This is a genomic window from Microcoleus sp. N9_A2 (genome assembly GCF_036701775.1).
In the GTDB taxonomy this organism is placed as follows: Bacteria; Cyanobacteriota; Cyanobacteriia; order Cyanobacteriales; family Microcoleaceae; genus Microcoleus.
The window spans coordinates 1-23,999 of sequence record NZ_JAUBRH010000079.1 but is presented as its reverse complement, the minus strand read 5'-3'; the positions used below and the strand labels follow the sequence as shown (position 1 = coordinate 23,999).

At 45.2% G+C, this 23,999-nt stretch carries 20 protein-coding genes and 1 pseudogene; 14 read left to right on the top strand and 7 right to left on the bottom strand.

The window, feature by feature from the left end; genetic code table 11:
- The first annotated feature begins 98 nt into the window (after positions 1–98).
- The 3 genes from QUA44_RS27515 (at position 99) to QUA44_RS27505 (ending at position 3,170) form a co-directional block, all read left to right on the top strand.
- Positions 99–2,414, top strand: coding sequence for a HEAT repeat domain-containing protein (locus QUA44_RS27515; RefSeq protein WP_333256267.1), 2,316 nt, complete (start codon positions 99–101; stop codon positions 2,412–2,414).
- A 70-nt stretch (positions 2,415–2,484) separates the two neighbouring features.
- Positions 2,485–2,718, top strand: a complete 234-nt coding sequence (locus QUA44_RS27510) for a hypothetical protein (RefSeq protein WP_333256264.1) — start codon at positions 2,485–2,487, stop codon at positions 2,716–2,718.
- The gene (locus tag QUA44_RS27505) at positions 2,715–3,170 is read left to right on the top strand and encodes an HNH endonuclease (protein WP_333256261.1); all 456 of its coding nucleotides are present in this window, start codon (positions 2,715–2,717) and stop codon (positions 3,168–3,170) included. The genes QUA44_RS27510 and QUA44_RS27505 overlap by 4 nt, the downstream gene beginning before the upstream one ends.
- A gap of 170 nt (positions 3,171–3,340) precedes the next feature.
- Here QUA44_RS27505 and typA read toward each other — a convergent pair whose 3' ends face one another.
- From typA to QUA44_RS27485, 4 genes and pseudogenes are all read right to left on the bottom strand, one after another.
- Positions 3,341–5,131 carry a translational GTPase TypA gene (gene typA / locus QUA44_RS27500; protein WP_333256258.1) on the bottom strand — a complete coding sequence of 597 codons (1,791 nt, stop codon included), beginning with the start codon at positions 5,129–5,131 and terminating at the stop codon, positions 3,341–3,343.
- A gap of 383 nt (positions 5,132–5,514) precedes the next feature.
- The gene (locus tag QUA44_RS27495; RefSeq protein WP_333256255.1) at positions 5,515–6,156 is read right to left on the bottom strand and encodes an SDR family NAD(P)-dependent oxidoreductase; all 642 of its coding nucleotides are present in this window, start codon (positions 6,154–6,156) and stop codon (positions 5,515–5,517) included.
- A 109-nt stretch (positions 6,157–6,265) separates the two neighbouring features.
- A pseudogene (locus tag QUA44_RS27490) lies at positions 6,266–7,403 on the bottom strand (RNA-guided endonuclease InsQ/TnpB family protein).
- Between the two features lie 129 nt (positions 7,404–7,532).
- Positions 7,533–9,005 carry a serine hydrolase gene (locus tag QUA44_RS27485; RefSeq protein ID WP_333256253.1) on the bottom strand — a complete coding sequence of 491 codons (1,473 nt, stop codon included), beginning with the start codon at positions 9,003–9,005 and terminating at the stop codon, positions 7,533–7,535.
- Positions 9,006–9,643: 638 nt separating this feature from the next.
- Here QUA44_RS27485 and QUA44_RS27480 point away from each other — a divergent pair.
- The 6 genes from QUA44_RS27480 to QUA44_RS27455 all read left to right on the top strand — a co-directional run bounded on the left by QUA44_RS27480 (position 9,644) and on the right by QUA44_RS27455 (position 15,700).
- The gene (locus QUA44_RS27480) at positions 9,644–11,824 is read left to right on the top strand and encodes a pentapeptide repeat-containing protein (RefSeq protein ID WP_333256250.1); all 2,181 of its coding nucleotides are present in this window, start codon (positions 9,644–9,646) and stop codon (positions 11,822–11,824) included.
- Positions 11,825–12,275: 451 nt separating this feature from the next.
- Positions 12,276–13,100: a M15 family metallopeptidase gene (locus tag QUA44_RS27475; protein WP_333256247.1), complete on the top strand. Its 825-nt coding sequence runs from the start codon at positions 12,276–12,278 to the stop codon at positions 13,098–13,100.
- 177 nt (positions 13,101–13,277) lie between these two features.
- On the top strand, positions 13,278–13,856 hold the full coding sequence (coaD, locus tag QUA44_RS27470) for a pantetheine-phosphate adenylyltransferase (protein ID WP_333256245.1): 579 nt from the start codon (positions 13,278–13,280) through the stop codon (positions 13,854–13,856).
- The gene (locus QUA44_RS27465) at positions 13,739–14,425 is read left to right on the top strand and encodes a DivIVA domain-containing protein (protein ID WP_333256241.1); all 687 of its coding nucleotides are present in this window, start codon (positions 13,739–13,741) and stop codon (positions 14,423–14,425) included. Before coaD ends, QUA44_RS27465 begins: the two co-directional genes overlap by 118 nt.
- Before the next feature lie 227 nt (positions 14,426–14,652).
- A complete protein-coding gene (locus QUA44_RS27460) occupies positions 14,653–14,925 on the top strand; it encodes an acyltransferase family protein (protein ID WP_333256238.1) in 273 nt (90 codons plus the stop codon).
- A gap of 490 nt (positions 14,926–15,415) precedes the next feature.
- Positions 15,416–15,700 (top strand): hypothetical protein, encoded by a 285-nt coding sequence (locus QUA44_RS27455; protein ID WP_333256233.1) that lies wholly within the window; start codon positions 15,416–15,418, stop codon positions 15,698–15,700.
- 13 nt (positions 15,701–15,713) lie between these two features.
- Here the strand turns inward: QUA44_RS27455 and QUA44_RS27450 are convergent, their stop codons facing one another.
- Entirely contained in the window at positions 15,714–16,445 is a 732-nt protein-coding gene (locus tag QUA44_RS27450; protein ID WP_333256231.1) for a TIGR04283 family arsenosugar biosynthesis glycosyltransferase, read from the bottom strand.
- Between the two features lie 229 nt (positions 16,446–16,674).
- Here QUA44_RS27450 and ubiG point away from each other — a divergent pair, with 229 nt between their 5' ends.
- From ubiG to QUA44_RS27425, 5 genes are all read left to right on the top strand, one after another.
- Entirely contained in the window at positions 16,675–17,520 is an 846-nt protein-coding gene (gene ubiG / locus QUA44_RS27445; protein WP_333256228.1) for a bifunctional 2-polyprenyl-6-hydroxyphenol methylase/3-demethylubiquinol 3-O-methyltransferase UbiG, read from the top strand.
- A gap of 653 nt (positions 17,521–18,173) precedes the next feature.
- Positions 18,174–18,500 (top strand): cupin domain-containing protein, encoded by a 327-nt coding sequence (locus tag QUA44_RS27440; protein ID WP_333256223.1) that lies wholly within the window; start codon positions 18,174–18,176, stop codon positions 18,498–18,500.
- Positions 18,501–18,662: 162 nt separating this feature from the next.
- The gene (gene fldA / locus QUA44_RS27435) at positions 18,663–19,175 is read left to right on the top strand and encodes a flavodoxin FldA (RefSeq protein ID WP_333256220.1); all 513 of its coding nucleotides are present in this window, start codon (positions 18,663–18,665) and stop codon (positions 19,173–19,175) included.
- Positions 19,176–19,301: 126 nt separating this feature from the next.
- Complete coding sequence (locus QUA44_RS27430) at positions 19,302–20,039, top strand: alpha/beta hydrolase (RefSeq protein ID WP_333256218.1); 738 nt, start codon at positions 19,302–19,304, stop codon at positions 20,037–20,039.
- A 199-nt stretch (positions 20,040–20,238) separates the two neighbouring features.
- Entirely contained in the window at positions 20,239–22,212 is a 1,974-nt protein-coding gene (locus QUA44_RS27425; protein ID WP_333256216.1) for an ATP-binding protein, read from the top strand.
- 191 nt (positions 22,213–22,403) lie between these two features.
- Here QUA44_RS27425 and QUA44_RS27420 read toward each other — a convergent pair whose 3' ends face one another.
- The gene (locus QUA44_RS27420; protein ID WP_333232888.1) at positions 22,404–22,670 is read right to left on the bottom strand and encodes a FeoC-like transcriptional regulator; all 267 of its coding nucleotides are present in this window, start codon (positions 22,668–22,670) and stop codon (positions 22,404–22,406) included.
- A 72-nt stretch (positions 22,671–22,742) separates the two neighbouring features.
- A complete protein-coding gene (locus tag QUA44_RS27415; RefSeq protein WP_445243705.1) occupies positions 22,743–23,912 on the bottom strand; it encodes a nucleoside recognition domain-containing protein in 1,170 nt (389 codons plus the stop codon).
- Positions 23,913–23,999 lie beyond the last annotated feature (87 nt).

Here is a 23,999-nt window from a genome sequence, read left to right as displayed (position 1 = left end):
ATTAATAATTTATAACTCTGCAATTATACATTGTTGGGCCAATTTTAGCAATCTTTTCCTATCATTCAACACTTCTGAATCATGTTGATTTTCCGGTGGTGGGGAAGGAATATCGGATTTTTGAAGCACAGTGGAAGCAGGTGATTTTGCTGTGGTTGGGGCGAGGGGAGGTAGGGAAGGAGGAGAAGGAAGCGTTTATTGAGGCGTTGGTTGAGTTTGATGATGGGGGTGATAGTTATTTTTATAAATTTCGAGCGTATTTTTTAGCGGCTGCGGGGATTGCTGAGTTTAAGGATTGCAGTCTTGCTGATGAGATTGTGTCGCGAATGGTCAAGGGTGGATTTGCAGAAAAACAGGATAGTTTGCAAGTTTTTAGTTCTATTTTTGAGGAAGCAAGGGAGATACTAAAAGACACGGATCGGGAAAGGGCGATCGCCGCTTTAGTCGAGTTAATCGGTACTTTACAGAATGAAGATCCCCGGTGGCAAGCGGTATATAGCTTAGCGGCAATAGACAAAAATAACGCCGTTGTAATCTCCGCTTTAGTCCAGTTGATCGGTACTTCACAGAATGAAGATCCCCGGAGGAAGGTGGAATATTTATTAGAGAAAATAGGCAAAGATAACCCAGTTGCGCTCGCAGCTTTAGTACAGTTAATCCGTACTTCACAGAATGAAGATACTTGGAGGAAAGCGGCATATAGCTTAGGAAAAATAGGCAAAGATAACCCAGTTGCGATCGCAGCTTTAGTCGAGTTAATTCATAATTCAGGTGATGAAAGTACCAGGGGGCAAGCGGCAGATAGCTTAGGGAAAATAGACAAAGATAACCCCGTAGCCATTGCAGCTTTAGTCGAGTTAATCAATTCTGCCCAAAATCAACATATCCGATGTTCAGCGGCAAGTAGCTTAGGGGAAATAGACAAAGATAACCCAGTGGCGATCGCAGCTTTCGTCGATTTAATCAACTCTGCTCAGACGAGAAATACCTGGAGAGCAGCGATATTTAACTTAGGAAGAGTAGGCAAAGATAATCCAGTGGCGACCGCAGCTTTAGTCGATTTAATTAATAGTGCAATTAGTAAATATACCCTGAGAGATGCGGTATATAGTTTAGCAGAAAGAGGCGAAAACAAATCATTAGCGATCGCAGCTTTAGTCAAGGTAATCAATACTTCTCAGGATGAATATATCCGCAGTGCAGCGGCAGGTATCTTAGGGGAACTAGACAAAAATAACCCAGTGGCGATCGCCGCTTTAGTCGAATTAATCAGCAATTTAGGTGATGAATATACTCGGGTGCAAGCAGCATATAGGTTAGGGGCAATAGACAAAGATAACCCAGTGGCGATCGCCGCTTTAGTCGAGTTAATCCGTAATTCAGATAATGAAAGAATCCAGAGCCAAGCGGCAGAGGGCTTAGGGGAAATAAGAAAAGATAACCCAGTTGCGATATCCGCTTTAGTCGAGTTAATCAATACTTCTCAGGATGAATATACTTGGAGGAAAGCGGCAGAGAGCTTAGGGAAAATAAGCAGAGATAACCCAGTTGCGATATCGGCTTTAGTCGAGTTAATCAATATTTCTCAGGATGAATATACTCGGAGCCAAGCGGCAGACAGTTTAGGGAAAATAGACAAAGATAACCCAGTGGCGATCGAGGCTTTACTCGAGTTAATTTGCAATTCAGATAATGAAAGAACTCGGATGCGAGCGGCAGATAGCTTAGGGGAAATTATGAAAGGTAAACACTTCGCCACCGTAGTTTCAGGATTAAAAAATTACCTACCTTCCCAAGTACGTGCAAACGATTTTGATCTCCTTATACCTCCCTTCAGAGTCATCTGGAACTGCGCCCAAAATCTGCCTTACCCAACTTTCTATCAAGCATGGCACCATCAACTCACCACACCCCATCCAGAAGTCCCAGAAACAACAGGAGTCGGTTCTACCCCCTTCACCCAAAGCCTCAATTTAGCAGACTTACCCAAAATCCTTGATGCCAGACTTGTAGAAACACAATTAATCGAATCCCTACAGCTAATTTGCATCGACACCAGCAAATTCATCGACTCCCATAACCCCGCCCTCGAAATCTACGAACAATTCCTCGACCAAAACTGTCCCCAACGCCCCAACGGCGAACCCGAAACCCTCCCCCAACTCAAATCCTACTGGAATCAACTCCGCCGCGACAGCGACAAACACCCCATCCTCATCTTCTACGAAGACCCCACATCCCCCGCCGCCCAAGGTTTGAGCCCTACTTTCCTCAATGCCCTTACCCGCTTCGACGGTACAATCTGTGTCATCACCGACTCACCACATCCCACGATTCCCAGTTTCTTGCCCCAAGATCCATATTTGATCCAAACTATTATTACTTGGCTGCAACGTACTGTTTTAGAGACTTGAAGCTCGATCGCTACTAAAATAAAATCATTAAAATAAAAACAAGCGTTCACCTTTCATCAAAGTCAAAATTATGCAAGTTGTCATTCAACCTCCTACCCTCATTGAAACCGGAATTAAAGTCGAAACAGTCAATAATCGCCCTCTGTTCAAATTTACCGATCGACTTCAACTCCATCTAGAAACCCTTCTGGAAAAAAATAAAATCGATGACCTAACCGCTGAAGAACAAGACGAACTCAACGCCATCAACGAACTCGATCGGCTTTTTACTTACCTAAACTCCCTCCTCCTCGCTCAAAAATGACCCTTACCGAAGTAACCCGCCAATATGTCAGACAACGGGCTAAATATCTTTGCGAATATTGTCACTCTCCAGAACAAATCAGCACCTCTCGTTTTACGATCGACCATATTAAACCCCGTTCTTTAGATGGTACGGATGATGTGAATAATTTGGCGCTTGCTTGTAGCCGTTGCAATCAACGCCGTTACAATTTTACAGTCGGTAGCGATCTAGAAACTCAAGCAGAAGTAGCTTTATTTAACCCTCGAAGTCAGCAAAGGCAAGAACATTTTATTTGGACGGAGGACGGTACAAAAATTCTCGGAGTTACAGCAATTGGTCGCGCTACTTGCGATCGCCTTGACGTGAACGACGAACGCTATCAAGGAGAGCGATCGATTCAGGAAGCACGCGGTTTATGGATTAAAGCTGGCTGTCATCCACCATCAGACGATCCCAGAGAAATGCAATAAACTATATCCATCAAAACCAAAGAAACCTGGTTTTTGGGAGTTTCTACAGTTCAAGAGAAAAACCCGGTTTCTGATTACTCGTAAATCCAACAAACCGGGTTTTTAGTAGTTTCTACTCTGCTTTATCCTTTCACCAGTAAGGTGCGCCGAAGAGCACCCTACAAGTTGTTTTACCGTTTGACCAACTTCTTAGAAAGCTTCCGCAAGCGAATTGATTTCGGTGTTACTTCCACCAATTCATCCTGACCGATGTATTCCAAAGCGCGCTCCAAACTCATATCGACTGGTGCTTGCAATTGCGCCAATTCTTCACCGCCAGATGCGCGGTGGTTTGTCAACTGCTTCGACTTGCAGATATTCAGCTCCATGTCTTCATCTCGGTTGTTTTCTCCGATAATCATCCCTCTGTAAACCTTGGTTCCAGGGGTAATGAAAAATACGCCACGGTCTTCAGCATTTTTCAGTGAATAAGTAGTTGCAATTCCTTCTTCAAAGGAAATCAATACTCCGTTGCGACGGGCGATAATTTCTCCACCGAGGGGGCGATAGTCGAGGAAGCTGTGGTTCATAATTCCTGCACCGCGAGTCAAGCGCATAAACTCGCCTCGGAATCCAATCAAACCGCGAGCGGGGACTGAAAATTCGATTTGGGTGCGGCCGGTGCTGCTGACGTGCATATCTTGCATTTCTGCTTTCCGCTGACCGAGGCGTTCGATGCAGCCGCCGACTGCTTCTTCGGGTACGTCTAATACCAAACATTCAAAGGGTTCGCAGGGACGACCGCCGACTTCGCGGAAGATTACTTGCGGTTGAGATACTTGGAATTCGTATCCTTCGCGACGCATATTTTCGATCAGGATTCCGAGGTGGAGTTCGCCGCGGCCGGATACGAGGAATTTGTCGGGAGATTCGGTTTCTTCGACGCGCAAGGCGACGTTGGTTTGGAGTTCCCGCATGAGCCGATCGCGAATTTGACGCGATGTGACCAAACTACCTTCTTGACCGCAGAACGGCGAATCGTTCACCGAGAAAGTCATCTGCAAAGTCGGTTCGTCTACCTTGATTAAAGGTAGCGCTTGCGGGTCGTTGGGACAGGTAATTGTCTCGCCAATATACGCATCAGCAAAACCGGCAACGGCAACAAGATTACCAGCAGAAGATTCTGGGATATCAATCCGCTTCAGGCCTTCAAAGCCCATCAGTTTGGTAATTTTTGATTTGACAAGCGCGCCGCTTTCGGTGATTAAGACTGCTTGTTGACCGATTCTAATCGTGCCGTTGTGGATGCGGCCGATGACGATGCGACCGACGTATTCTGAGTAATCTAAGGTGGTTACTTGCAGTTGCAGCGGTTTTTCGGGGTCGCCGATGGGGGGCGGTACGTGGTCTAGGATTTCTTCAAACAGCGGTTTCATGTCCACTGCTTCGTCTTCCAATGTTTTTTTGGCAGTGCCGTTGAGGCCGGAACCGAACAGATAGGGGAAGTCGCACTGATCGTCGTCAGCACCTAGTTCGAGGAACAGATCCAAAACTTTATCGACTGCTTTGTGGGGGTCGGCTCGATCGCGATCGATCTTGTTGACAAATACGATCGGGCGCAGTCCTTTTTCCAGGGCTTTTTTGAGCACGAAGCGGGTTTGTGGCATCGGGCCTTCGTTGGCATCTACGATCAGCAAACAACCGTCAACCATGCCGAGCACTCGTTCGACTTCGCCGCCGAAGTCCGCGTGTCCGGGAGTATCGACGATGTTGATCAGGGTTTCTTTGTATCGGACAGCGGTGTTTTTGGAAAGGATGGTGATGCCACGTTCGCGCTCGATGTCGTTGGAGTCCATGACGCAATCTGGGACTTCTTCCCCTTCGCGGAAGACCCCGGACTGTCTGAGGAGAGCGTCCACAAGGGTGGTTTTGCCGTGATCGACGTGAGCAATGATGGCGACGTTGCGAATGGGAAGACTCATAATGCGTCTGAGACGTTAAACGGATTTAACTAAAGATTTCTTAATAATTGTAGCGCATGAAGTCAAGGGGCGATCGGGCTCTGCCGAATTGAGATTTTTCCTGACCTACAGACGGCAGCATTATTACCGATCTTTTTTTAGCTAATAGACACCACTAGGGGCGATCGCCCCCGCAGACGCAACCAAAGAGCTGGCAAGCCGATCGAGCATTTACCGACTTGCCTCGAAATAAAATCCCAGCCGTGCAGTGTCCGAGAAGTGTTGCGAGCACAGGCTTAATCCAGCGTCTGCACGCCACCGCCGTTGACGAACAGCACCTGTCCGCTGACCCACTGAGATACAGCGGCAGCAAAGTAGAGAACGGCTCCGGCGATGTCTTCAGGCTAGCCCAAGCGTTGGAGCGGAGTATGGGCCAGCATTCGCTTTTCGACCTCTGGAGTCAGAACCGAAGCCAAGGCGGCCGTTCTGACAGCTCCAGGGCCCACGGCATTGACGCGAATTACCGGGCCGTAGTCGAAGGCCAGGTTTGCCGTCATGTGATTGATGGCGGCTTTGGAAGCAGCGTAGGCGCTGATGGCGGGGCTTTTATTGATGGAACTCATCGACGACATATTGACGATCGAACCGTAGCCCGCCGCCTTCATGTGCGGCGCGCAGAGTTGCGACAGTCGCCACGCGCTGAAAACATTGAGTTGAAAGGGGCGCTCGAACTGCTGCTGCGAAATCTCGAACGGACTTTCTTTGCCCGCACCGCCGCCGCCAGCGTTATTGACCAGAACGTGAATGCTTCCACACTCGGCGATGGTGCGTTCCACCAGACCAATTAAATCTTCGTCACGGAGCACGTTGCACTCCACAGCCAAAGCTTTGCCGCCGCTGGCACCAATCTCATCGGCAACCTTTTGGGCGTCCGCTACTTTCAAATCGGCAATAACAACGGTGGCGCCGAAATCAGCCAGCATCCGGCAACAGGCTGCACCGATGCCGTTGCCGCCGCCGGTCACGATGGCGACTTTGCCGCTCAAATCGAAAAGAGTTTTGACACTCCTCGACCTGAAGGTACGAGGATTCTTAGATCTTAGACCGGACTTAAATCAAGAACATTGCTGCACCTGACCCAGAGATCCAATCTCCCTAAGCGTTTACGATCTCAAAGATCGAAGTTCCGACGTGCCCCGCCGTACTTATCCCGCGATTGAGGATATTAATTGCGGCATTACGATCTCTGTCCATCTCACACCCACACTGACAAGTATGAGTTCGAGTGGATAGAGATTTCTTAACCACAACACCACAACTGCTGCATTCTTGGCTCGTGTAAGCCGGATTCACCGCAATGGTAATCCGACCGAACACTTTTCCAAAATATTCTAAGAACATTCTGAATTGATACCAAGAAGCATCGCTAATTGATTTTGCTAAGCAGTGATTTTTAATCATGTTAGACACTCTCAAATCTTCGTAAACTACTACATCGTTTGATGTGATGGGAGCACCTCGCTAACTTAATAGCATGGTCTTTACGCTGTCTACTTATTTTGAGATGTCGCTTACCTAAAATCACTCTAGCTTTACGGCGATTCAAACCACCTTTTACTTTCCGGCTTACAAGACGCCCGGCGCGTTTTAACCGTGCTTCACCTCTACGCAGAAATCTAGGGTTGGGAACCATGAAGCCGTTTGAATCAGTGTAAAACTCTTTAAGTCCCACATCTAATCCAATCGTTTGGGCTGTCATGGTCGCGAGTTCTACTCGGTCTACTTGGATACAAAACTGGACGTAACATCCATCGGCTCGTTTAATTAATCGAATTCGTTTGATTTGGTCTGGCTGGTAGAAATTGAGATCGCGAGTGCCTTTTAGCTTCAGCTTGCCAATGCCGCACTTATCTGTAAAAGTGATTGATTTCCTATCTGATGCCAGCTTCCAAGAATTAGTTTTGTATTCAACGGAACGACAGTCTTTTTGGAATTTAGGAAAACCAACTTTCTTTCCTTTGATACCCTTTTTGATATTTTCGTAAAATCTGGAAATGCTAGCCCATGCTCTCTCCGCACTTGCCTGTCGAGCCATTGCACCTAGCTTGTTTGCAAAGTCAAATTCTTTGGCCCAAATCGCACAATACTTAGAAAGCTCAAACCAAGATTTTGCACCACCATCCATCCACAGCCGGATTGATTTATTGCGAATAAATTGACAAATTCTAATCGCTTCATTGATCGACTGAAACTGATTTGGTTTTGCGTAAGCCTTGAATTCGAGAACAAGCATTTTTCTATTCCTCCTGTTCCTACCATAGTAGACTCGTCATAGGAATACTCAACATTCTGCCAGAATTCCGAGAAAGTCCCCCTAGAAGGGGAAGGCTCTAACCCCATTTCTTTGGTAGGCTGCATAAACTTAATTTCCTCCGATCAAATACTGGGCGACAGCTTCGTAAGCTGGTAGTGAAGTCGAATCGTTAGCGCTGTTTCCAGCGATGGGATGGGAGGCGAAACGCACGATGACCATTTCGGCTGCGGGATCAATATAGATCGTTTGTCCGTGCACGCCACGCGCCGCAAAAGCGCCGTGGGCGTTTCCGGTATTCCACCACATATCCCGATAAGACCAGCCTGGTAATTCGGGATGGCCCGATTTTGCGAAAGCGGCTTTGCTGCCGCCGCCGGCGATATCTTCGATCGCGCGGGCGGGCAAAACCTGCGTGCCTTTCCAGCGGCCCTGGTTGCGAATCAACTCGCCAAAGCGTGCCATGTCGCGCAAACCGGCGTTGTAGCCGCCGCCGGCGAAGGGAGTACCCAGTTCGTCCACCGAATAGTAGCCGTCCTGTTCCATGCCGATTTTGCTCCACACGCGATCGGCCAGAAGTTCGTCCACCGACTTGCCGCTGGCGCGGGCCACCAGCCAGCCCGCCACGTCAGCGTTAGGGGTTTTATAGCCGAAGGCTTCGCCGTGGTTGCCGGCCTTTTTCACCGTTGTTAGCGCGGCGTAGTAGCCGACGGGCCCGCTGTAATCTTTGGGTTTGGGTAACGGGTTGCCGGCGCCGGAATACTCCCAGATTTCGGCTTTGGGGTTAGCGTATTCTTCGCTGAATTGCAGCGCAGTCGTCATGTCCAGCACTTGGCGCACGGTAGCGTCGCCAAAGGCGGAATCTTTGAGTTCGGGAATGTATTCGGCTACCCGCTTGTTTTCGTCCAGTTTGCCTTCGGCGACCAAAACTGCGCCCAGGGTGCCGGTGAGAGATTTCGTCACCGACATCGCGGCGTGTTTGTTGTCGGCCGCCAGCGCACCAAAGTATTTTTCATAAACGATCGAACCTCGGTGCAAAACCAGAATGCCGTCTGTGTAGTTTTGCCACAGCGATTCTTCCCATGTCATGTCTTTAGTGGCATTCAGCGGGCGGAATGCGATCGAGTCAATTCGTGGATCGAGACGGTAAGGCAGCGGATCTGGCGCGCCCAGTCCGCGTGAAACGTTGACGGCGGGCATGAACTCGTTCATGTGTGCCACGCTCCAGCGCAGGGCGGGAAACTGGAAAAACGAGCCGTCGGCGAATTTCAACTGCTTGTCTTTGGGCGGCGGGAAACCTTGCATCCAGCCCATTGCGATCGGATCGCTTTCCCGCGCGGAAAGAAATTTGCTTTCGGTTTGAGCCGAACTCGCGAAAGAAAAGACACTCATGTCTAAAAAAACAAATAAACAAACAAATGCAGAAAGAGTAAATCCGTAATAAAAAAGCTTATTTTTACTTCGCATCGAAAGAAACCATAAAAAATAATCAGTCAAAGCGAGGCGCATCCTGCTTTCCTCGAAAGAAACCCTGCGCCGGCAACCAAGCCGCGCGCGGCAAATCAACTTTTTATCATAACTCACATTCCGCAGTTTTTAACACACTTAAAATGTACATTCCCCACCCTACGGTGTCACACACCAGAATTACTCACAAAGATCTATTTTAAAACTAATAAATTATGTTTCTTTGAATAAATCTTTAGTTGATATGCAATGCAAAATTATATTTTATAGCTTTATTAGTCGATCGAGACAACTACAAAAAAATTGTAATTTTTCCCTCATTTTCCTCGTTCCCAGGCTCTGCCTGGTAATGCAGATGCGGAGGCTCTGCCGACCTTGACCCCTAAACTTCGGGATAAAAGACTTGCATTGCATAAGTCACGGGATCGATATCTAAACCGCTGATTAAAGCCAGATTTAACACAAATAGATGCAGATAATTCGAGATAAATTTTGATTTCTGCAAAAGGTATAGAGAGGAGTGTGGCAGATGTTTAAATTATTAATTATTCGTTCCTAAGTTAAAAAAAATTGTGACGGTTGAGGGTACGGAATGTGGATTAAAATTGAACAAAAGCTAGATCCAGTTGCGGTTGATGCAGGGGATGAGGAAAATGCTGCTAATTGTGCCTAGGTGGCAGAATTTGGTAAGATTAGATTTTGGGAAAACTTCCCAGACATGGCGTTTGAAGTATTTTTAATTTGAGGGTAGCACTATGTCAGACACAGAACTAGATATAGAATCGATAACCGCGAGAGTATTGCAGCTTGAAGAAGAGCAAGTTATTCTCAAAAAATATATAGCCAAATTTAAGCGGCAGTTAGAAGCACAGGATCAACGATTTAACGATCGCCCTGAACCGCCACAGCTAGAAAATTTGATGGCCCAAATTGCGGCGCTGCAACAGCGGCTTGATTTGGCAATTGGCGATATCTCGGTCATTTCAGAGCCGCCGATTGAGCTTGACGCTGAGACAGAACAGCAAAAGTTAGACTTTCAGTATCAGTTAGTATGCGATCGCCCCAACAGTCGCGCTGTGTTGATGGAGGCGCTATCAGTAGCACAAGAGCGGCTGATTATTGTTTGTCCTTGGCTCAATTGTAACAGTATTAATGATGAATTGCTCCAAAAATTTACAGATTGCTTGAACCGAGGATGTGCGATCGATATTGGCTGGGGTTATTTAGGCGATCGGCAAAAAATCGGCAAAGGATGGCGCTACAATGCTTTGGCAGATTTACAAGAGTTAGAAGGTGAATATCCCGATCTATTTCGCCTCAAGTTATTGGGTACTCACGAAAACTTTTTAGTCTGCGATTCGAGTTTTGCGATGTTGGGGAGCCATAATTTTCTGACTAACAGCGACCAAAGTGCAGAAAAAGAAGTGGGAATTCGCACGGATGACTGCCAAATTATCAAGCAATTAATTCAGCGATTTGACAGCAGCCAAGTATTAAATGAGGAGGAGATTGAGAGGCAGTTTGTAGCCAGTTCGGATTACCTGGATCGAGCGGATTATTTGGAAGGGTTAGGGGTGGATGCTGAAGATATTGCTTTAGAGGATAACGGTGAGGATGTCGAGTATGAGTCTGAGGAATGTCTGGAACCTGTTGTTAGTGTTGAGGATTTTTGGCAGCGTTACACTCAGGGAGAAAGGGATTTTACAGGAATTAATTTAGCCGGTGCTAATCTAATCGGTAAAAACCTAGCTTCTGATATCAACCTGAGTAATGCTAATTTGAAAAAAGCTAATTTAAGGGGTGTTAATTGGCAGAGCCTTAACCTCAGCGGGGCAATTCTTAATGGAGCAGATATGAGGGATGGCTATTTCCCTAGCACAAATTTTAGCGAATCTAAACTAGGCGGTGTCAACCTTTCTAAGGCTAATTTATCCAGTGCCAATCTGAATCAGGCTAACTTAGTTAATGCCAACATCGAGCAGGCGAATTTATCCAGTGCCAATCTGAATCAAGCCAACTTAGTCAATGCCAATCTTTCTCAGGCTAGTTTATACAGTGCCAATCTGAATCAGGCTAATTTATCAAGAGCCAACCTCGCTCAGGCTAATTTACAATCGGCTAAACTAGAAAAAGCCAAATTGAGTAAGGCGAGTTTAAGAGGAGCAAAACTAGAAAATGCAAATTTTAGTGAAGCCGATTTGAATGGTGTAAACCTCAGCGGATCTAAACTTAGTCAACAAACAAAATTCACAACTGCAAACCTCAGTCAAGCTAACTTAAGCGGGCTATACTTAAGGAAAACCGACCTAAACAATGCTGATTTGACAAATGCAAATCTGAGTAATTCTAACCTTTTAGAAGCCAACATCGACCGAGCAAATCTCAAGGGAGTTCAACTTGAAGGAGCGATTTACAATCAAGCAACTTTATTTCCTGCTGATTTCGATCCTGTGAAAGCGGGTGCTTACTTAATTGCTCCCTATGTATCGCTGCAAAATGCCGATCTAACTGGTAGGGACTTGAGCGGTGTTAACTTGATGGGAGCCAACTTACAAGGTGCTAATTTGACTTCTGCACAATTGAATAATTCCAATTTGAGAGATGCCAATTTGAGTGGGGCAAAACTTCAGGGAGCAAGTCTAGACGGCTGTAATTTGAGTCGGGCTAATTTGAAGCAGGTAAACTTGAATGATGCAAGATTAGTTAATGCAGATTTAACGACAGCCGACTTAACTGAATCTGACTTGCGACAAGCGGAATTAAACTCTGCAAAGCTGCGTGGTGCTGAGCTGGTTTCAGCAGACATCCGTGCAGCAAGATTAGACTTTGCAGACTTATCGGGCGCTAACTTAACTGGTGCAAAAATAGGAGGAGCAAGCTTGGGAAATGCTATACTTACGGGTGCAATTATGCCAGATGGATCTACTCACGAATAAAATTAGCTAAGACTTACGCACTAACAAAGAAACCTGGTTTTTAACCAAAATTGAGGGGTTTTAACCAATTGTGCTGAGTTGGCCCAAGTTGGTGTTTGATTTTGGATCGCTCTCTCTGTATCCTACAACACCGTCAAAAGTGATGCCCGATCGCCCAATCTGACAATGGCTGACATCGGTGCTCTGCTAAAATTGGCACGGACGTTTGATGTGCCGATCGCAGAATTGTGAGATTTTGTCGAATAAGTAGCAAATTACACTTAAAATTAACTAGCGCCACTTGCGCCAACCAGTGCGAGATCCGCGGGCGATTTGAAAACTGGCGGATGGGACAAAGCCCAGTCAGAAAGAGATCGTATATTCTCAGCGGGAATTGTGGATGTGCGATCGCGCGCAATCGGTCTACAATTTGTAACGTTGAGCCTTATTGAAGTGCAGGAGTGGAGCTGGCTTGGATAACGCTAGTCTGTCGAGAAAAACCCCGCAAGCCTCGGAGCTTGCCGCTGACGAAATTCCAGAAGCAGTGCGAGACCACCCATACCCAGAAGCAGGATCGAGCCAGTCCCAGAAAAAAGGGCTGATTTGGAAACTGCTAGGGTTGGGCGCTGTCGCCTTTGGAGTCAGCATTTGGCTGCACTTCAACTTTAACTTTTTCCCAGCAACCAGTCGGGCACAGGAAACTCAACAAAACCCAGCAGCGGCGAGCTCGCCGTCTGGAGCGGCCGCGAGTCCAGCCACCAACTCAAAACCCGCAACCCCAGACAACCTGCTGGGACACTTGCCTTACCCAGAAGCACCAGCCTCAGACTTGGTAAACGTCACTTCCGACGGTGGCATCAAACTCCGCAAAACCGCAGCAGCAAAATATCAAGAAATGGCTAACGCCGCTGCCGCATCAGGGATCTATTTCGCTCCCATATCCGGCTTTCGCTCCGTGGAAGACCAACAGCACGTATTTTTTGACGTAAAAGCCGAACGCAGGCAAAATGCCACCAAGCGAGCCGAAGTCAGCGCCCCTCCTGGATATAGCGAACACCATACAGGTTACGCGATCGACATCGGCGACGGCACCGCCCCGGAACACAACCTCAGCCCCAGTTTTGAAAATACCCAAGCATTCAAGTGGTTAGAAGCCAACGCCGTCGCCTTCAGCTTTGAAATGTCCTTCCCCAAAAACAATCGCCAAGGCGTCAGTTACGAACCTTGGCACTGGCGGTTTGTCGGCGACAAGCAAAGCCTCGAAACTTTCTACAAAGCTCATTCCATGAAAAAGTAGAAGTCAGTTGTCAGTTGTCAGTTGTCAGTTGTCAGTTGTCGGGAGAATAAAGGAAGATTTTCGTAATTCTCCCCCTCTCCCCACTCTCCCCCTCTCCCCCTCTCCCCACTCTCCCACTCCCCGCACTCACCCGCTCCTCCACTCCTCCACTCTCCCCCACTCCGTTGAGCCAAACTCGTGATTGCAATCTATCCAGGCAGCTTTGACCCCATTACCTTCGGTCACGCAGACATTATCGAGCGGGGATCTAAACTATTTGATAGGGTAATTGTTACGGTAGTCAGAAACCCCAGCAAAACCCCTCTCTTCACCGTAGAGGAACGGATCGAGCAGATCCTGCGCTCTACCCAACACTTGCCAAATGTAGAAGTAGACAGTTTTGAGGGTTTGACAGTAAACTATGCTAAGATTCGACAAGCCAAAGTGCTGCTGCGGGGGCTCCGGGTATTAACAGATTTTGAAATGGAACTCCAGATGGCCCACACCAATAAAACCCTTCTGGGTGAAATTGAAACAGTTTTTTTGGCAACTTCTAACGAGTACAGCTTTTTAAGTAGTAGTGTAGTTAAAGAAATAGCCAAGTTTGGTGGCTCCGTAGATCATCTTGTTCCGAAACACGTCGCCCTAGATATTTACAAATGTTACGCCAGCAGGAACCAACTCGCATCGAACCCGACACTACCGGACGCGGCACTGAGAACGAACCCCCTCAGAACACAGCCGCCTTCGGAGACCCCACCCGAACCGCAGGAGTAGACATCCAGCGGGAATTGAACAGGCTTGAGGAAATTGTTCTCGACAGCCCGCGAATTCCCATGACCAGACGCACTCTGGTGGATGAAGAACAGTTGCTCGATCAGTTAGACTTGGTGAGGCTAAATTTGCCGATCGCCTTTGGGGAAGCCGAGACGATTATCCGGCACAAGGACGACTTGCTTCAAGAGGCGGAACTCTACGCTCAGGAAGTGATAGAAGCAGCAGAACAGCGAGCTGCAGAACTTTTAAACGATATGGGCCTGCTCCAGCAGGCGAAGATAGAAGCAGATCAGTTGCGACAGCAAGTTTTGCTCGACTGCGAGGCTATTCAGCAGGCGACGCTGGCGGAAGTCGAACAAATTCGCTACCAGGCTCAAGAGGAATTGGAAGAGATGAGAGTGAGAGCGATGGCGGAATGTGAGGAAATTCAAAACGGAGCCGATGATTATGCCGACCAAGTGCTCGATAATATAGAGCACAAGCTGAGCGATATGCTGCGCGTGATCCGCAACGGGCGCGATCGGTTGGATAATGTTTCTGCGTCGCACATCCATCACAACAACGGTTAGCCCACAGTGAACTCATTGCTTGAACATTTCTAAAAGTCTACCTAATTTAGGTAGATTTTTTTTCGCAATAGTCTCTATAGTCTTTATTCCTCAATCCCAGCACTCGGTGACTTATTTTTGCCGAGATAAGTTGTGTGAAGATAGGAGCAAATATAACATTTTATGATATTGCACTCATCATAAAAATTCCTAATTTGATTCAAATTTTTACAATCTAATTGTTACCAATGCAAAAAGTTTCTAATCGGTTCGCTGAATTTGATTTGATCCGAGCTTTAGCGATCGTCAGTGTTGTGATTACTCATGCTGGGTTCTTTGCATTTCGCGATCGCAGAATTTTATTTGTGGCGATCGATACATTTCAACTATTTTGCGTACCTGCATTTTTACTGTTGAGCGGTTTTTTTCTCACCAACAAACTGGAAAATCAACATAATCCCGCACTGGTAGTCAAAAAAAGACTGTCAAAAATTCTACCCCCTATCTGTTTTGGTCAGTAGCTTTGTACATCTTAAATAATTTGGGAGAAATCCAAAAATTTGATTTACTTTCATTACTCAGAGATATCTTGACGGGTTCAGTGATGCCTCCCTATTACTTCATCGTTGTGATTGTTCAATGCTATGGCTGGTGGTGGCTTCTCGTGAAATTAAGATTTTTAGAACCCAGAAAAGTTTTGGCTTTGGGCTTAACAATTCCAACAATTTTTACAATCTTCTTCTACTTAACCGCTTTCCAATACATATCAATACCTCTACCTTTGATGGAGCGCTGGATTTTCAGTTGGATTTTGCCATTTTTAACTGGTCTATTTTTGGGCGGTTCGTATAACATAATTCAACTTTCGAACGCAGAAAAATGCCAATTTTAGGAGAAACTATCCTTTTTAATCTAGCTAGCATTTGGGAATATTACCTGAAAAGTGGAGTTAATTCGGAGGCATGGTTTCTCCGATCTTTTTTTAAACTATCTGCTCAAGGATACGCAATTTTGTTCGTATTATCGATCCTCGCATTTTCTAAGAGTATCGCACTTCCCAGTAGAGCATCTGGGTTAGTCAAAATATTGGCTGCTTATTCATTCCCTATATATCTCCTGGATTCGGCAGTAGTGAAATATGTGTTGTTAGTGTTTTATAAGTTTATTGACCCGGTAAATCCGCTGGTGAAGCTCGGCTTTTTAGTTACGGGGAGTTTGTTAGGTTGTTGGGCGATTATTTACCTGTTGGAAAAAGTTTTGCCCAAAAATTACAGGCAGTACAGTTTGGGAATTTAATCAAATTTTGTGTTTAGCGGATGTCTTCATAAAACTGATTGAGATACCTTGGGGAAACGCCAAAACCCCACAAAAAACCAATCGAAAGATAGATCGCAATAGCTTTAAATTCGCCCCAATTCGCAACTCGGCGATCGCTACTTTCCACCACCCGATTGACTAACTTAAGTCTCCCCCGTCGCACTAACTTCAAACACAAATCCGCTTCCTCCATAATTGGCAGCGCAGCATCGAAACCCTCGCATTCCCAAAAATCGGTACGGCGACAAAAAATAACTTGGTCGCCAAACAGGAGGCGCAATCCTTGGACAAATAAATGAGGTCGAAATAACAGCGGCGCGTAATAAGTTTTCAGGTAATTGTGGAGAGAAAAACCCCATCTTGTTTGCTGCGAACCAGCCATCAGAGAGATAAACCCGCCGCCCGCAATTTCGGCATCGGACAATGTTTTCTGGATGACTGCTACAATGTCGTCGGGAACTAAAGTATCGGCGTGCAGAAAGCATAGAATTTCACCGGTGGCGACTTGAGCACCTAAGTTCATTTGCAGGGATCGTCCGGCTATACTGCTATAAATAACGCGGATGCCGGCGGAAAGTGCGATCGCCACTGTTTCGTCTTGACTACCGCCGTCTACCACTAATACTTCCCAAGCCGGAGGATTGAGAATGCTGAGTTGGCGCAAGGTGCGTTCCAGACAAGTCGCTTCGTTGAAGGCGGGGATGATAATAGAAACGCGATCCATCTCGTTGAAATTTGTGCCAAAAGTATTATAATAAAAAACTGTGGCGATTCGCAACTAACAAGAAAATACAACTTACGCGCGCGGATTCAAAAACCCGGTGTCTGCCTGCGAACTCGTCACCAAACCTCGGATTTGTCACAGAAACCGGGTTTGTTAGAGTCATTCCTCTAAAATCAGGAAAAAGTGCAAGCGCCCTCTATATTTTCCACTAATCAGGACGGAGAAAATCGTGCAAAAAACAGAAGTAAAAAACGATTTAGAATTTTACGAAGAAAATGCTGATAATTGGTGGGACGAAAATGCGAAAATTTATGCTTTATACCATCTAAATAAACCTAGATTTGAGTTTTTCGACAGACACGCGACGAATTGGCGAGGGCTGAAAACCTTAGATGTTGGGTGCGGCGGCGGTTTTTCTTGTGAGTTTATGGCCGAGAGAGGCGCTGTGGTTTCTGGAATAGATCGATCGCAAAAATGTATTGTAGCCGCTCAAAATCACGCAGTTACTAGCGGTTTTGAGATTGACTACAGGCAAGGTTTTGCCGAAAATATGCCCTACGAAGACAATACCTTTGATGTTGTAATCTGCGTGGATGTTTTGGAACACGTTGCCGATTACAAAAAAGTTGTGTCTGAGGTTCACAGGATTCTTAAGCCTGGGGGATTGTTCTTTTTTGACACAATCAACCGAACTTTTTCCTCCCAAGTTGTGATGATTGGGCTGATGGAAAATATTTTGCAGGAAATTAAGCGGGGCGTTCACGATTGGGAAAAGTTTATTACCCCGGAGGAACTGTCTGCGGTAATGCGCGATACGGGTTTTGGCAAGATTGAAATTAAAGGTTTTGATATGTTTGGGGAAATGGGCGCTATTTTAGCCGAGATGCACGGTTTTTGGGGGAATTTTACAAGTGGAAAGCAGCTATTTCCTTCGGGGGCAGTTTTCAAACAAGCAGCTCAACTGTTAACAGTTAATTTTGCTAACTATGTTGATTACAAAAAGTCTGGGTTGTTTAAAATCAAAATTAATGAGGATACGTCGATTATGTATGTTGGCGTAGGGGCGAAGAATTAGTCGGTTAATTGTTAATTGTTGTCATTTGGGGCGAGTTGGAGACGGATTTTTGCGATCGACAAATCCGTCTAAAACCCGCCTCTATTGTATTTCATTCCTGGACGCAAAACCTCTATTTGTAGGGCGATGCACACCCCACATTATCCCTGTGAGTAGCGGGTCATTTGACGTTCGGATTTTTCAAACTTCAAGCAAGGAAAATTGCTTTGGCAAGCTTGGCTTCAAACTCAAAACGCTGAAACTTGGTCAACCGATGCTTGCGGCACATCCGAAAAACTCAACTGGTACGCACTGCACACCTACAAACTACGATATTACAAGCGTTTGAGGGATTTTTTGACCACCTTGATAGGTATGAGCGCTGATGGCGAACCTTACTCTATTAGCCCTACAAACCTAATTTCCCGAACTAACTGCAAATAACTAGCAAGTATTTTTAAAGTTAAGCCATCGCGCCTCTGAGTTCGACAGCCCAAAATTACCGCCCTGTCTGAATTTAGGACTGCCATCTCTGCGCGTATACCTAGCTTGACAGCTTTTTGTAATAAATCTTAATATTAAATTATTGACACTTACTCTGAATTACATGGTAGCTTATTGAATATTAATTGCAATAACTGCCGGAAGTTAACAGTACCTGGAGGTCAATCACCGTGACAGCAGCAATAGTTTCCGCGTCAGCCTCGCGAATCAGCGACGGACAACCAGCCGACAGCCAAAAACTGATGAGTTTGGGTAAAAATTCCGAAATACCTGACCTCGATAACTCCAAAGATGTAACCCTCGCCGTCTTAGAAGGAGTGGGAACTCTCACGGTGTGCGATCGAACAGTCACTTTAACACCGGGAGTATTTGTGTTTATACCCGCCGGCATCCCGCGCAGTCTAAAAGTACAAACGACGCTGAATTTGTTACTAATTGACTGCGAACCAGACCCCGATCTGAGCGAGTCAGCTTGGTTAATGAATTTTCAACTTTAAGCAGATGAAAAAACAGTGTCCTTGCTGCCTAGACTCGTTAATTTCTCAGGTTAGCCACAATCGCGTCTATTGGTTTTGTCTGAATTGCAGGCAAGAAATGCCAAATTCTGACTTAAAAAAAAGAAATCTCAAGCACTATCAAATTTCACATTCGGAGTAAAAATGTCAAAAGCAATTGGTCTTTTCTACGGAACTACAACTGGGAAAACTGAGTCTGTAGCTGAAATGATTCGGGATGAATTTGGCGGCGATATCGTGACATTACACGAGATCGGCAGTGTTGAAAATGATGATTTTGACGAATACGAATGCCTGATTATCGCTTGTCCCACTTGGAATATCGGCGAACTACAAAGTGACTGGGAAGGTTTTTTTCCAGAACTAGATGATATTGATTTTAGCGGCAAAAAAGTAGCTTATGTGGGAACTGGCGACCAAGAAGGCTACCCGGATAATTTTATGGATGCCATGGGGCTTCTGGCTGAAAAAATTTCCGAACAGGGCGGCGAAACAGTTGGTTATTGGCCGGTAGACGGCTATGATTTTAATGAATCTAAAGCTGTCGTTAATGGCAAGTTTATCGGTCTTGCTATTGATGAAGACAACCAATCCGATCTGACGAAAGCGCGCATCAAATCTTGGGTATCTCAACTCAAGAAAGAATTTAGTTTATAGACTTGACGGTAGGGCGGGTTTTGTAATGGGATGATGTGGGAAAATCCGAATAACGCAATCAACCCGCCCCGAAAACCTAGCAGATAAATTATGATTGTTAATCACTCTATTTCCAACTTAAAATAAATGAAATTTAGTTCAGATGACGTGCTTTGGTTAAGTGTAAGTCCGAGTTTGCAATTTTTTGATCGCTCCCTGCTTTCCTACTTAAATGATTCTGTACCGGTGCAAATATGGGAATACCAACAAACTGAAGACGAAGCTTGCTCTTTAGATATGGCTGTTGAGCTTTTGCACGATTTTTTAACATTGCGCGATCGCCCAATTCATTTAATAGGCCACAGTACCAGCGGATTAGTTGGTTTAATGTATGCGCGGCGCTATCCTCACAAAGTTAGTTCTTTGGGACTTTTAGCTGTCGGTTTGCCATCTGCTGTTAATTGGCAAGCACATTACTATACCTATCTTTCTGCTTTTCCCTGGAGTAGCAAACAAGTTTTAACTCAAATGGTTGGCGATATGGTGGGATTCCAAAATCAAATTATCCATCAAAAATTTATATCATATTTTGAGGATGACTTAGCCTGTTCTCCTTCTCCTCACTCTCTATTTAGGATGAGTAATTCCCGCGATGAAGGTGTAGAAGTACCTTTGTTGATATGCAGTAGCAAAACAGATTTTGTGGTATCTCCTATTGTCATACGCCGCTGGTCGAAATTTCTTAAAAAAGGCGATCGGCTTTGGGAATGTCAAGACGGTAGGCATTTCTTTCACCACTTTTATCCAGAACAAGTCGGTGAAGAAATACTGAATTTTTGGCTATCTCTACACAGTCGGCAACTGATTTTAGACTTGAAGTTCTAGATTCTAGATCGCAACTATTAAGATAAATATCTAACAAGTTTTGGGTACTAAAAGCAGTCTGCTCGCCAGACTGCTAAAATTCACTACAGCCTAAATTCTTTATATATCAAGGATTGTTTGCACTAGTGGCTCCCAGAAATCACAATTTACGGTTAATGTACTATTATAAATTAATGACTATTATTGTTAATAACTCATTATGAAAAATCTAAGAAGTGCGATCGAGGGCGACAACAGCTCAACCAAGATCCCGCCGTACTTTCGAGTACCGCTGAGCCTCAAAATTATCGTGCCGTTTCTAGGTGTATCCGTCACTCTATTATTATTAGTGATACACACAGTTAAAATCGGATTTGCCAACACTCTCGAAAAAGGAGTGCGCGAGCGAGTTGAAAACCAAGCTGTTTTAGCCGTGCGAGACTTCAAAAGTCGATCGACTCAATTGACAATGCAAGCCAAACTACTATCAGAAGAACCAGAAGTTATTCGCGCTGTAGAAAAGAAAGACACAAACATCTTGCGTCAAGATATATTATCTCTACAAACCACATTTAAACTAGATTTAGTCAAAATAGTAGACGGGCGGGGCGAAATGGTAGCAGAGTTGCGAGAAGATTCGCTCATAGATAAGAAGTTAATCAATAGCGCAGCGATAAATTCAGCACTTAAAGGCTTAGAAAAGTCAAATTTCGTCAGCATTGATGGCAAACCGCAAGCATTGCTAGTAGGATTTGCACCGATTAGAAGCAAGAATAGGATAATTGGTGCTGTACTCGTAGGTGACTTAGTGACAGACGAACAATTGCATAATATCAACATTGATACTAACAGTAAAAACTACTTCGCTATCTTTAAATCAGGAGAATTAATTGCTACTAATTTTCCCCAAATTCGCTCTAAATCTTGGAAAAAACCTACACCACAGACATCGACTACTAAAATAGATATTGAGCGCCTGTCTTACATAATGAAAACGGTAGAAATATCCGAAATAGGCGATAGCATAGCTCTAGCTGTGTTTAACCCAATGGCGACAGTGCAGCAAACGCAATTAACTTTATCTCAACGGCTAGATAGTTTCTTTTGGGCAGGAGTAATTCTAGCCACGATTGTTGGTGCTGTAGTTAGCCGAATCATCGGAAAACCAATTCTAGATTTAACTCAAAACGTGAATTGGATGGCAAGCAATGAATACTTTTCTGGTAAAGTACCCATTCCTTCCGGCGATGAAGTAGGTCAACTTGCGGAAGCTTTCAACTGTATGATAGAACAAGTAGAAAATCGCGATCGTACACTCAATATCCAGTTGCACCAACTGCAACAAACGCTCCATGAGTTGAAAAATGCCCAATCCCAACTAATTCAAGCCGAAAAAATGTCCAGTTTGGGATTGATGACGGCTGGTATCGCTCACGAAATTAACAACCCAGTTAACTTTATTTATGGCAACCTCTGTCACGCTAACCAATATACTCAAGATTTGCTCAGGCTTGTAAGACTTTACCGGCAGGAATTTCCGAATGCAAGCGCGCCGATTCAAGACTGCATCGAGGAAATTGAACTCGACTTTTTATCAGAAGATTTGTCGAAGTTACTATCTTCGATGAAAATGGGTACTGAGCGAATTCAGCAAATTGTTTTGTCCCTGCGAAACTTCTCTAGGTTAGATGAAGCTGAAATGAAACCAGTCGATATCCATGAAGGAATTGACAGCACTCTATTAATTTTAAATAGCAAGATAAAAACAGCGATTAAAGTAATTAAAAAATATGGAAAATTGCCCTTAGTAGAGTGCTATCCGTCGCAGTTAAACCAGGTATTTATGAATATCATAGCCAATGCTGCTGATGCACTGTTGAGCAATCAAAACCTGCGAAACAAGGAGATTGAAATTATCACAGAAATAGCAGGAGTAAATCAAGTGGTGGTGAAGATTAGAGATAACGGTAATGGGATTGATCCGGATGCAATCAATAGGCTATTTGACCCATTTTTTACGACTAAACCTGTGGGGAAAGGAACTGGTTTAGGGCTGTCAATTTCCTACCAGATTATCGAGAAGCATCAAGGGAAAATAGAAGTGAATTCGGAAATAGGTGAGGGAGCAGAGTTTGTGATTTATTTGCCGATTAAAGCCCGCAGCCAAGAAGCCGCTTGTTTGTGCCAGAGTTAAGACAGTTGCTTGAATTGAATATCAGTTAGCTATTTGATTAGAGGAGACGGCATTGCCGTTTCTCTACCGCAAAATAATCATGAACTCGCGAGGAGGATACGGCAGTGCCGTTTCCCTACCCCGATTAATTGTAGGGAAACGGCATTGCCGTATCCTGATTTCTGAAGTCCTTACTACAAACTTAATATCACTTAATGGCAAGTTGCAGAAACTGGCTCTTTTGCTGACACCGACTCGCCAGGATTTACCCATACATAAATCTCCGTTGCATCGTCGGCGCAACTGCCACACCCCCCGCACTTTTTGGCTTCTGCCATTTTGCTAATTCTGCCTTTGCGAATTAGGCGATTTAACATTCCACGCAAAGCATCACCATCCATGCGAAAGTGGATTTTTAGATCCGCGATAGAGGCTCTTTTGTTGTCAGCAATAAATTTTTGGATTTCGCTTAAAATCATGGCTTTTCTCCTTTGTTTGATTCTTAAACGTAGTTAACAGTTAACAGTCAACAGTTAACAGTCAACAGTCAACTAACTACTGATTGCTGCGCGTCGCTTGGGGCGTATTGCACCGATCATTTTTAATCCCGCAAGTGTCAGCGCCATAGCTATTACCAGTCTCACTACCCAAATAACTGAAGATTCTGGATGCTCTGCATATGTCGCGACTTGATAATAGAGGACTGCAACCCAGTAACCTAAACCAGTAGTCCATAAGCCTGCGAATACAGTCCATCCCAAGTTAGTTTCGCGGTAAAGCGCAGCCGTTGCGGAGACGCAGGGAAAGTACAGCAATACAAAAAGCAAATAAGCAAAAGCTGCTTGATTGGAACCGAACCGCTGGGACATTTGTCCGTAGGTGCTACCAGAGATACCTTGGTCTTCTTCCGCTTGTTTTGGGTCGGTAATATTAGCAGAATTTAAGCCGAGGGGATCGAAAAGTTGACCGGGAAGTTTTGTAAGATTCTCTGGTATACTAAAAAATGCTTTGCCGATATTTCCCCAGAAACTAAATTCTTCTTCTTTCTCCGGTTCTCCACTTGCTGCTTTTTGTTCGTCTGCTAGTTGGGTGTACAATGAATCTAAGGTTCCAACCATTACTTCTTTGGCAAATACTCCTGTTAGCAAACCGACGGTGGCGGGCCAGTTTTCTTGGGTGATTCCCATTGGTGTAAATACAGGTGTTGCCGCGCGGCCGACTGCACTAAGAATTGAGTCTTTGCTGTTGTCTTTGCCGAAGGAACCGTCGGTGCCCACTGAGCTCATGAATCCTAGTATAACCACCATGATCACGATCGCAATTCCGGCCTTTGTGATAAAAGCTTTCAGCCTGTCCCAAGTACGCAGCAGCACTCCTTTGAGCTTGGGAATGTGGTAGGGTGGCAATTCCATAACAAAAGGCGCGGCTTCTCCTTGGAGGATGGTATTCTTGAGGATTAGTCCGGTGAGAACAGCGGCTAGAATTCCGATTAGGTAAAGTCCTAATACCATGTTTTGACCGCCGACTTGGAAGAATGCGCCGCAAAATAGGGCGTAAACTGCTAATCTGGCGCTGCAAGACATGAATGGATTCATCATGATTGTCATGGTACGATCGCGCTTATTTTCTAATGTCCGCGTCGCCATAATTCCGGGGATGTTGCAGCCGAAACCGACCATCATCGGCACAAAAGATTTACCAGGAAGTCCGACAAATCGCATTAATCTGTCCGTAAGGATTCAGGTCTGAAAAATGGGAATGAGCTCGGGCATAGGAAAGTAGTCACAAGAATGGGCAGAAATAGCCTC

Bases quoted from the DNA above. Each gene is read 5' to 3' on its own strand.
- QUA44_RS27510 (WP_333256264.1), top strand. From the start codon at position 2,485: ATGCAAGTTGTCATTCAACCTCCTACCCTCATTGAAACCGGAATTAAA.
- QUA44_RS27505 (WP_333256261.1), top strand. From the start codon at position 2,715: ATGACCCTTACCGAAGTAACCCGCCAATATGTCAGACAACGGGCTAAA.
- QUA44_RS27415 (WP_445243705.1), bottom strand. From the start codon at position 23,912: ATGCGATTTGTCGGACTTCCTGGTAAATCTTTTGTGCCGATGATGGTC.
- typA (WP_333256258.1), bottom strand. From the start codon at position 5,131: ATGAGTCTTCCCATTCGCAACGTCGCCATCATTGCTCACGTCGATCAC.
- QUA44_RS27425 (WP_333256216.1), top strand. From the start codon at position 20,239: ATGAAAAATCTAAGAAGTGCGATCGAGGGCGACAACAGCTCAACCAAG.
- QUA44_RS27420 (WP_333232888.1), bottom strand. From the start codon at position 22,670: ATGATTTTAAGCGAAATCCAAAAATTTATTGCTGACAACAAAAGAGCC.
- QUA44_RS27430 (WP_333256218.1), top strand. From the start codon at position 19,302: ATGAAATTTAGTTCAGATGACGTGCTTTGGTTAAGTGTAAGTCCGAGT.
- QUA44_RS27460 (WP_333256238.1), top strand. From the start codon at position 14,653: ATGCAAAAAGTTTCTAATCGGTTCGCTGAATTTGATTTGATCCGAGCT.
- QUA44_RS27465 (WP_333256241.1), top strand. From the start codon at position 13,739: ATGTTACGCCAGCAGGAACCAACTCGCATCGAACCCGACACTACCGGA.
- QUA44_RS27450 (WP_333256231.1), bottom strand. From the start codon at position 16,445: ATGGATCGCGTTTCTATTATCATCCCCGCCTTCAACGAAGCGACTTGT.
- fldA (WP_333256220.1), top strand. From the start codon at position 18,663: ATGTCAAAAGCAATTGGTCTTTTCTACGGAACTACAACTGGGAAAACT.
- QUA44_RS27480 (WP_333256250.1), top strand. From the start codon at position 9,644: ATGTCAGACACAGAACTAGATATAGAATCGATAACCGCGAGAGTATTG.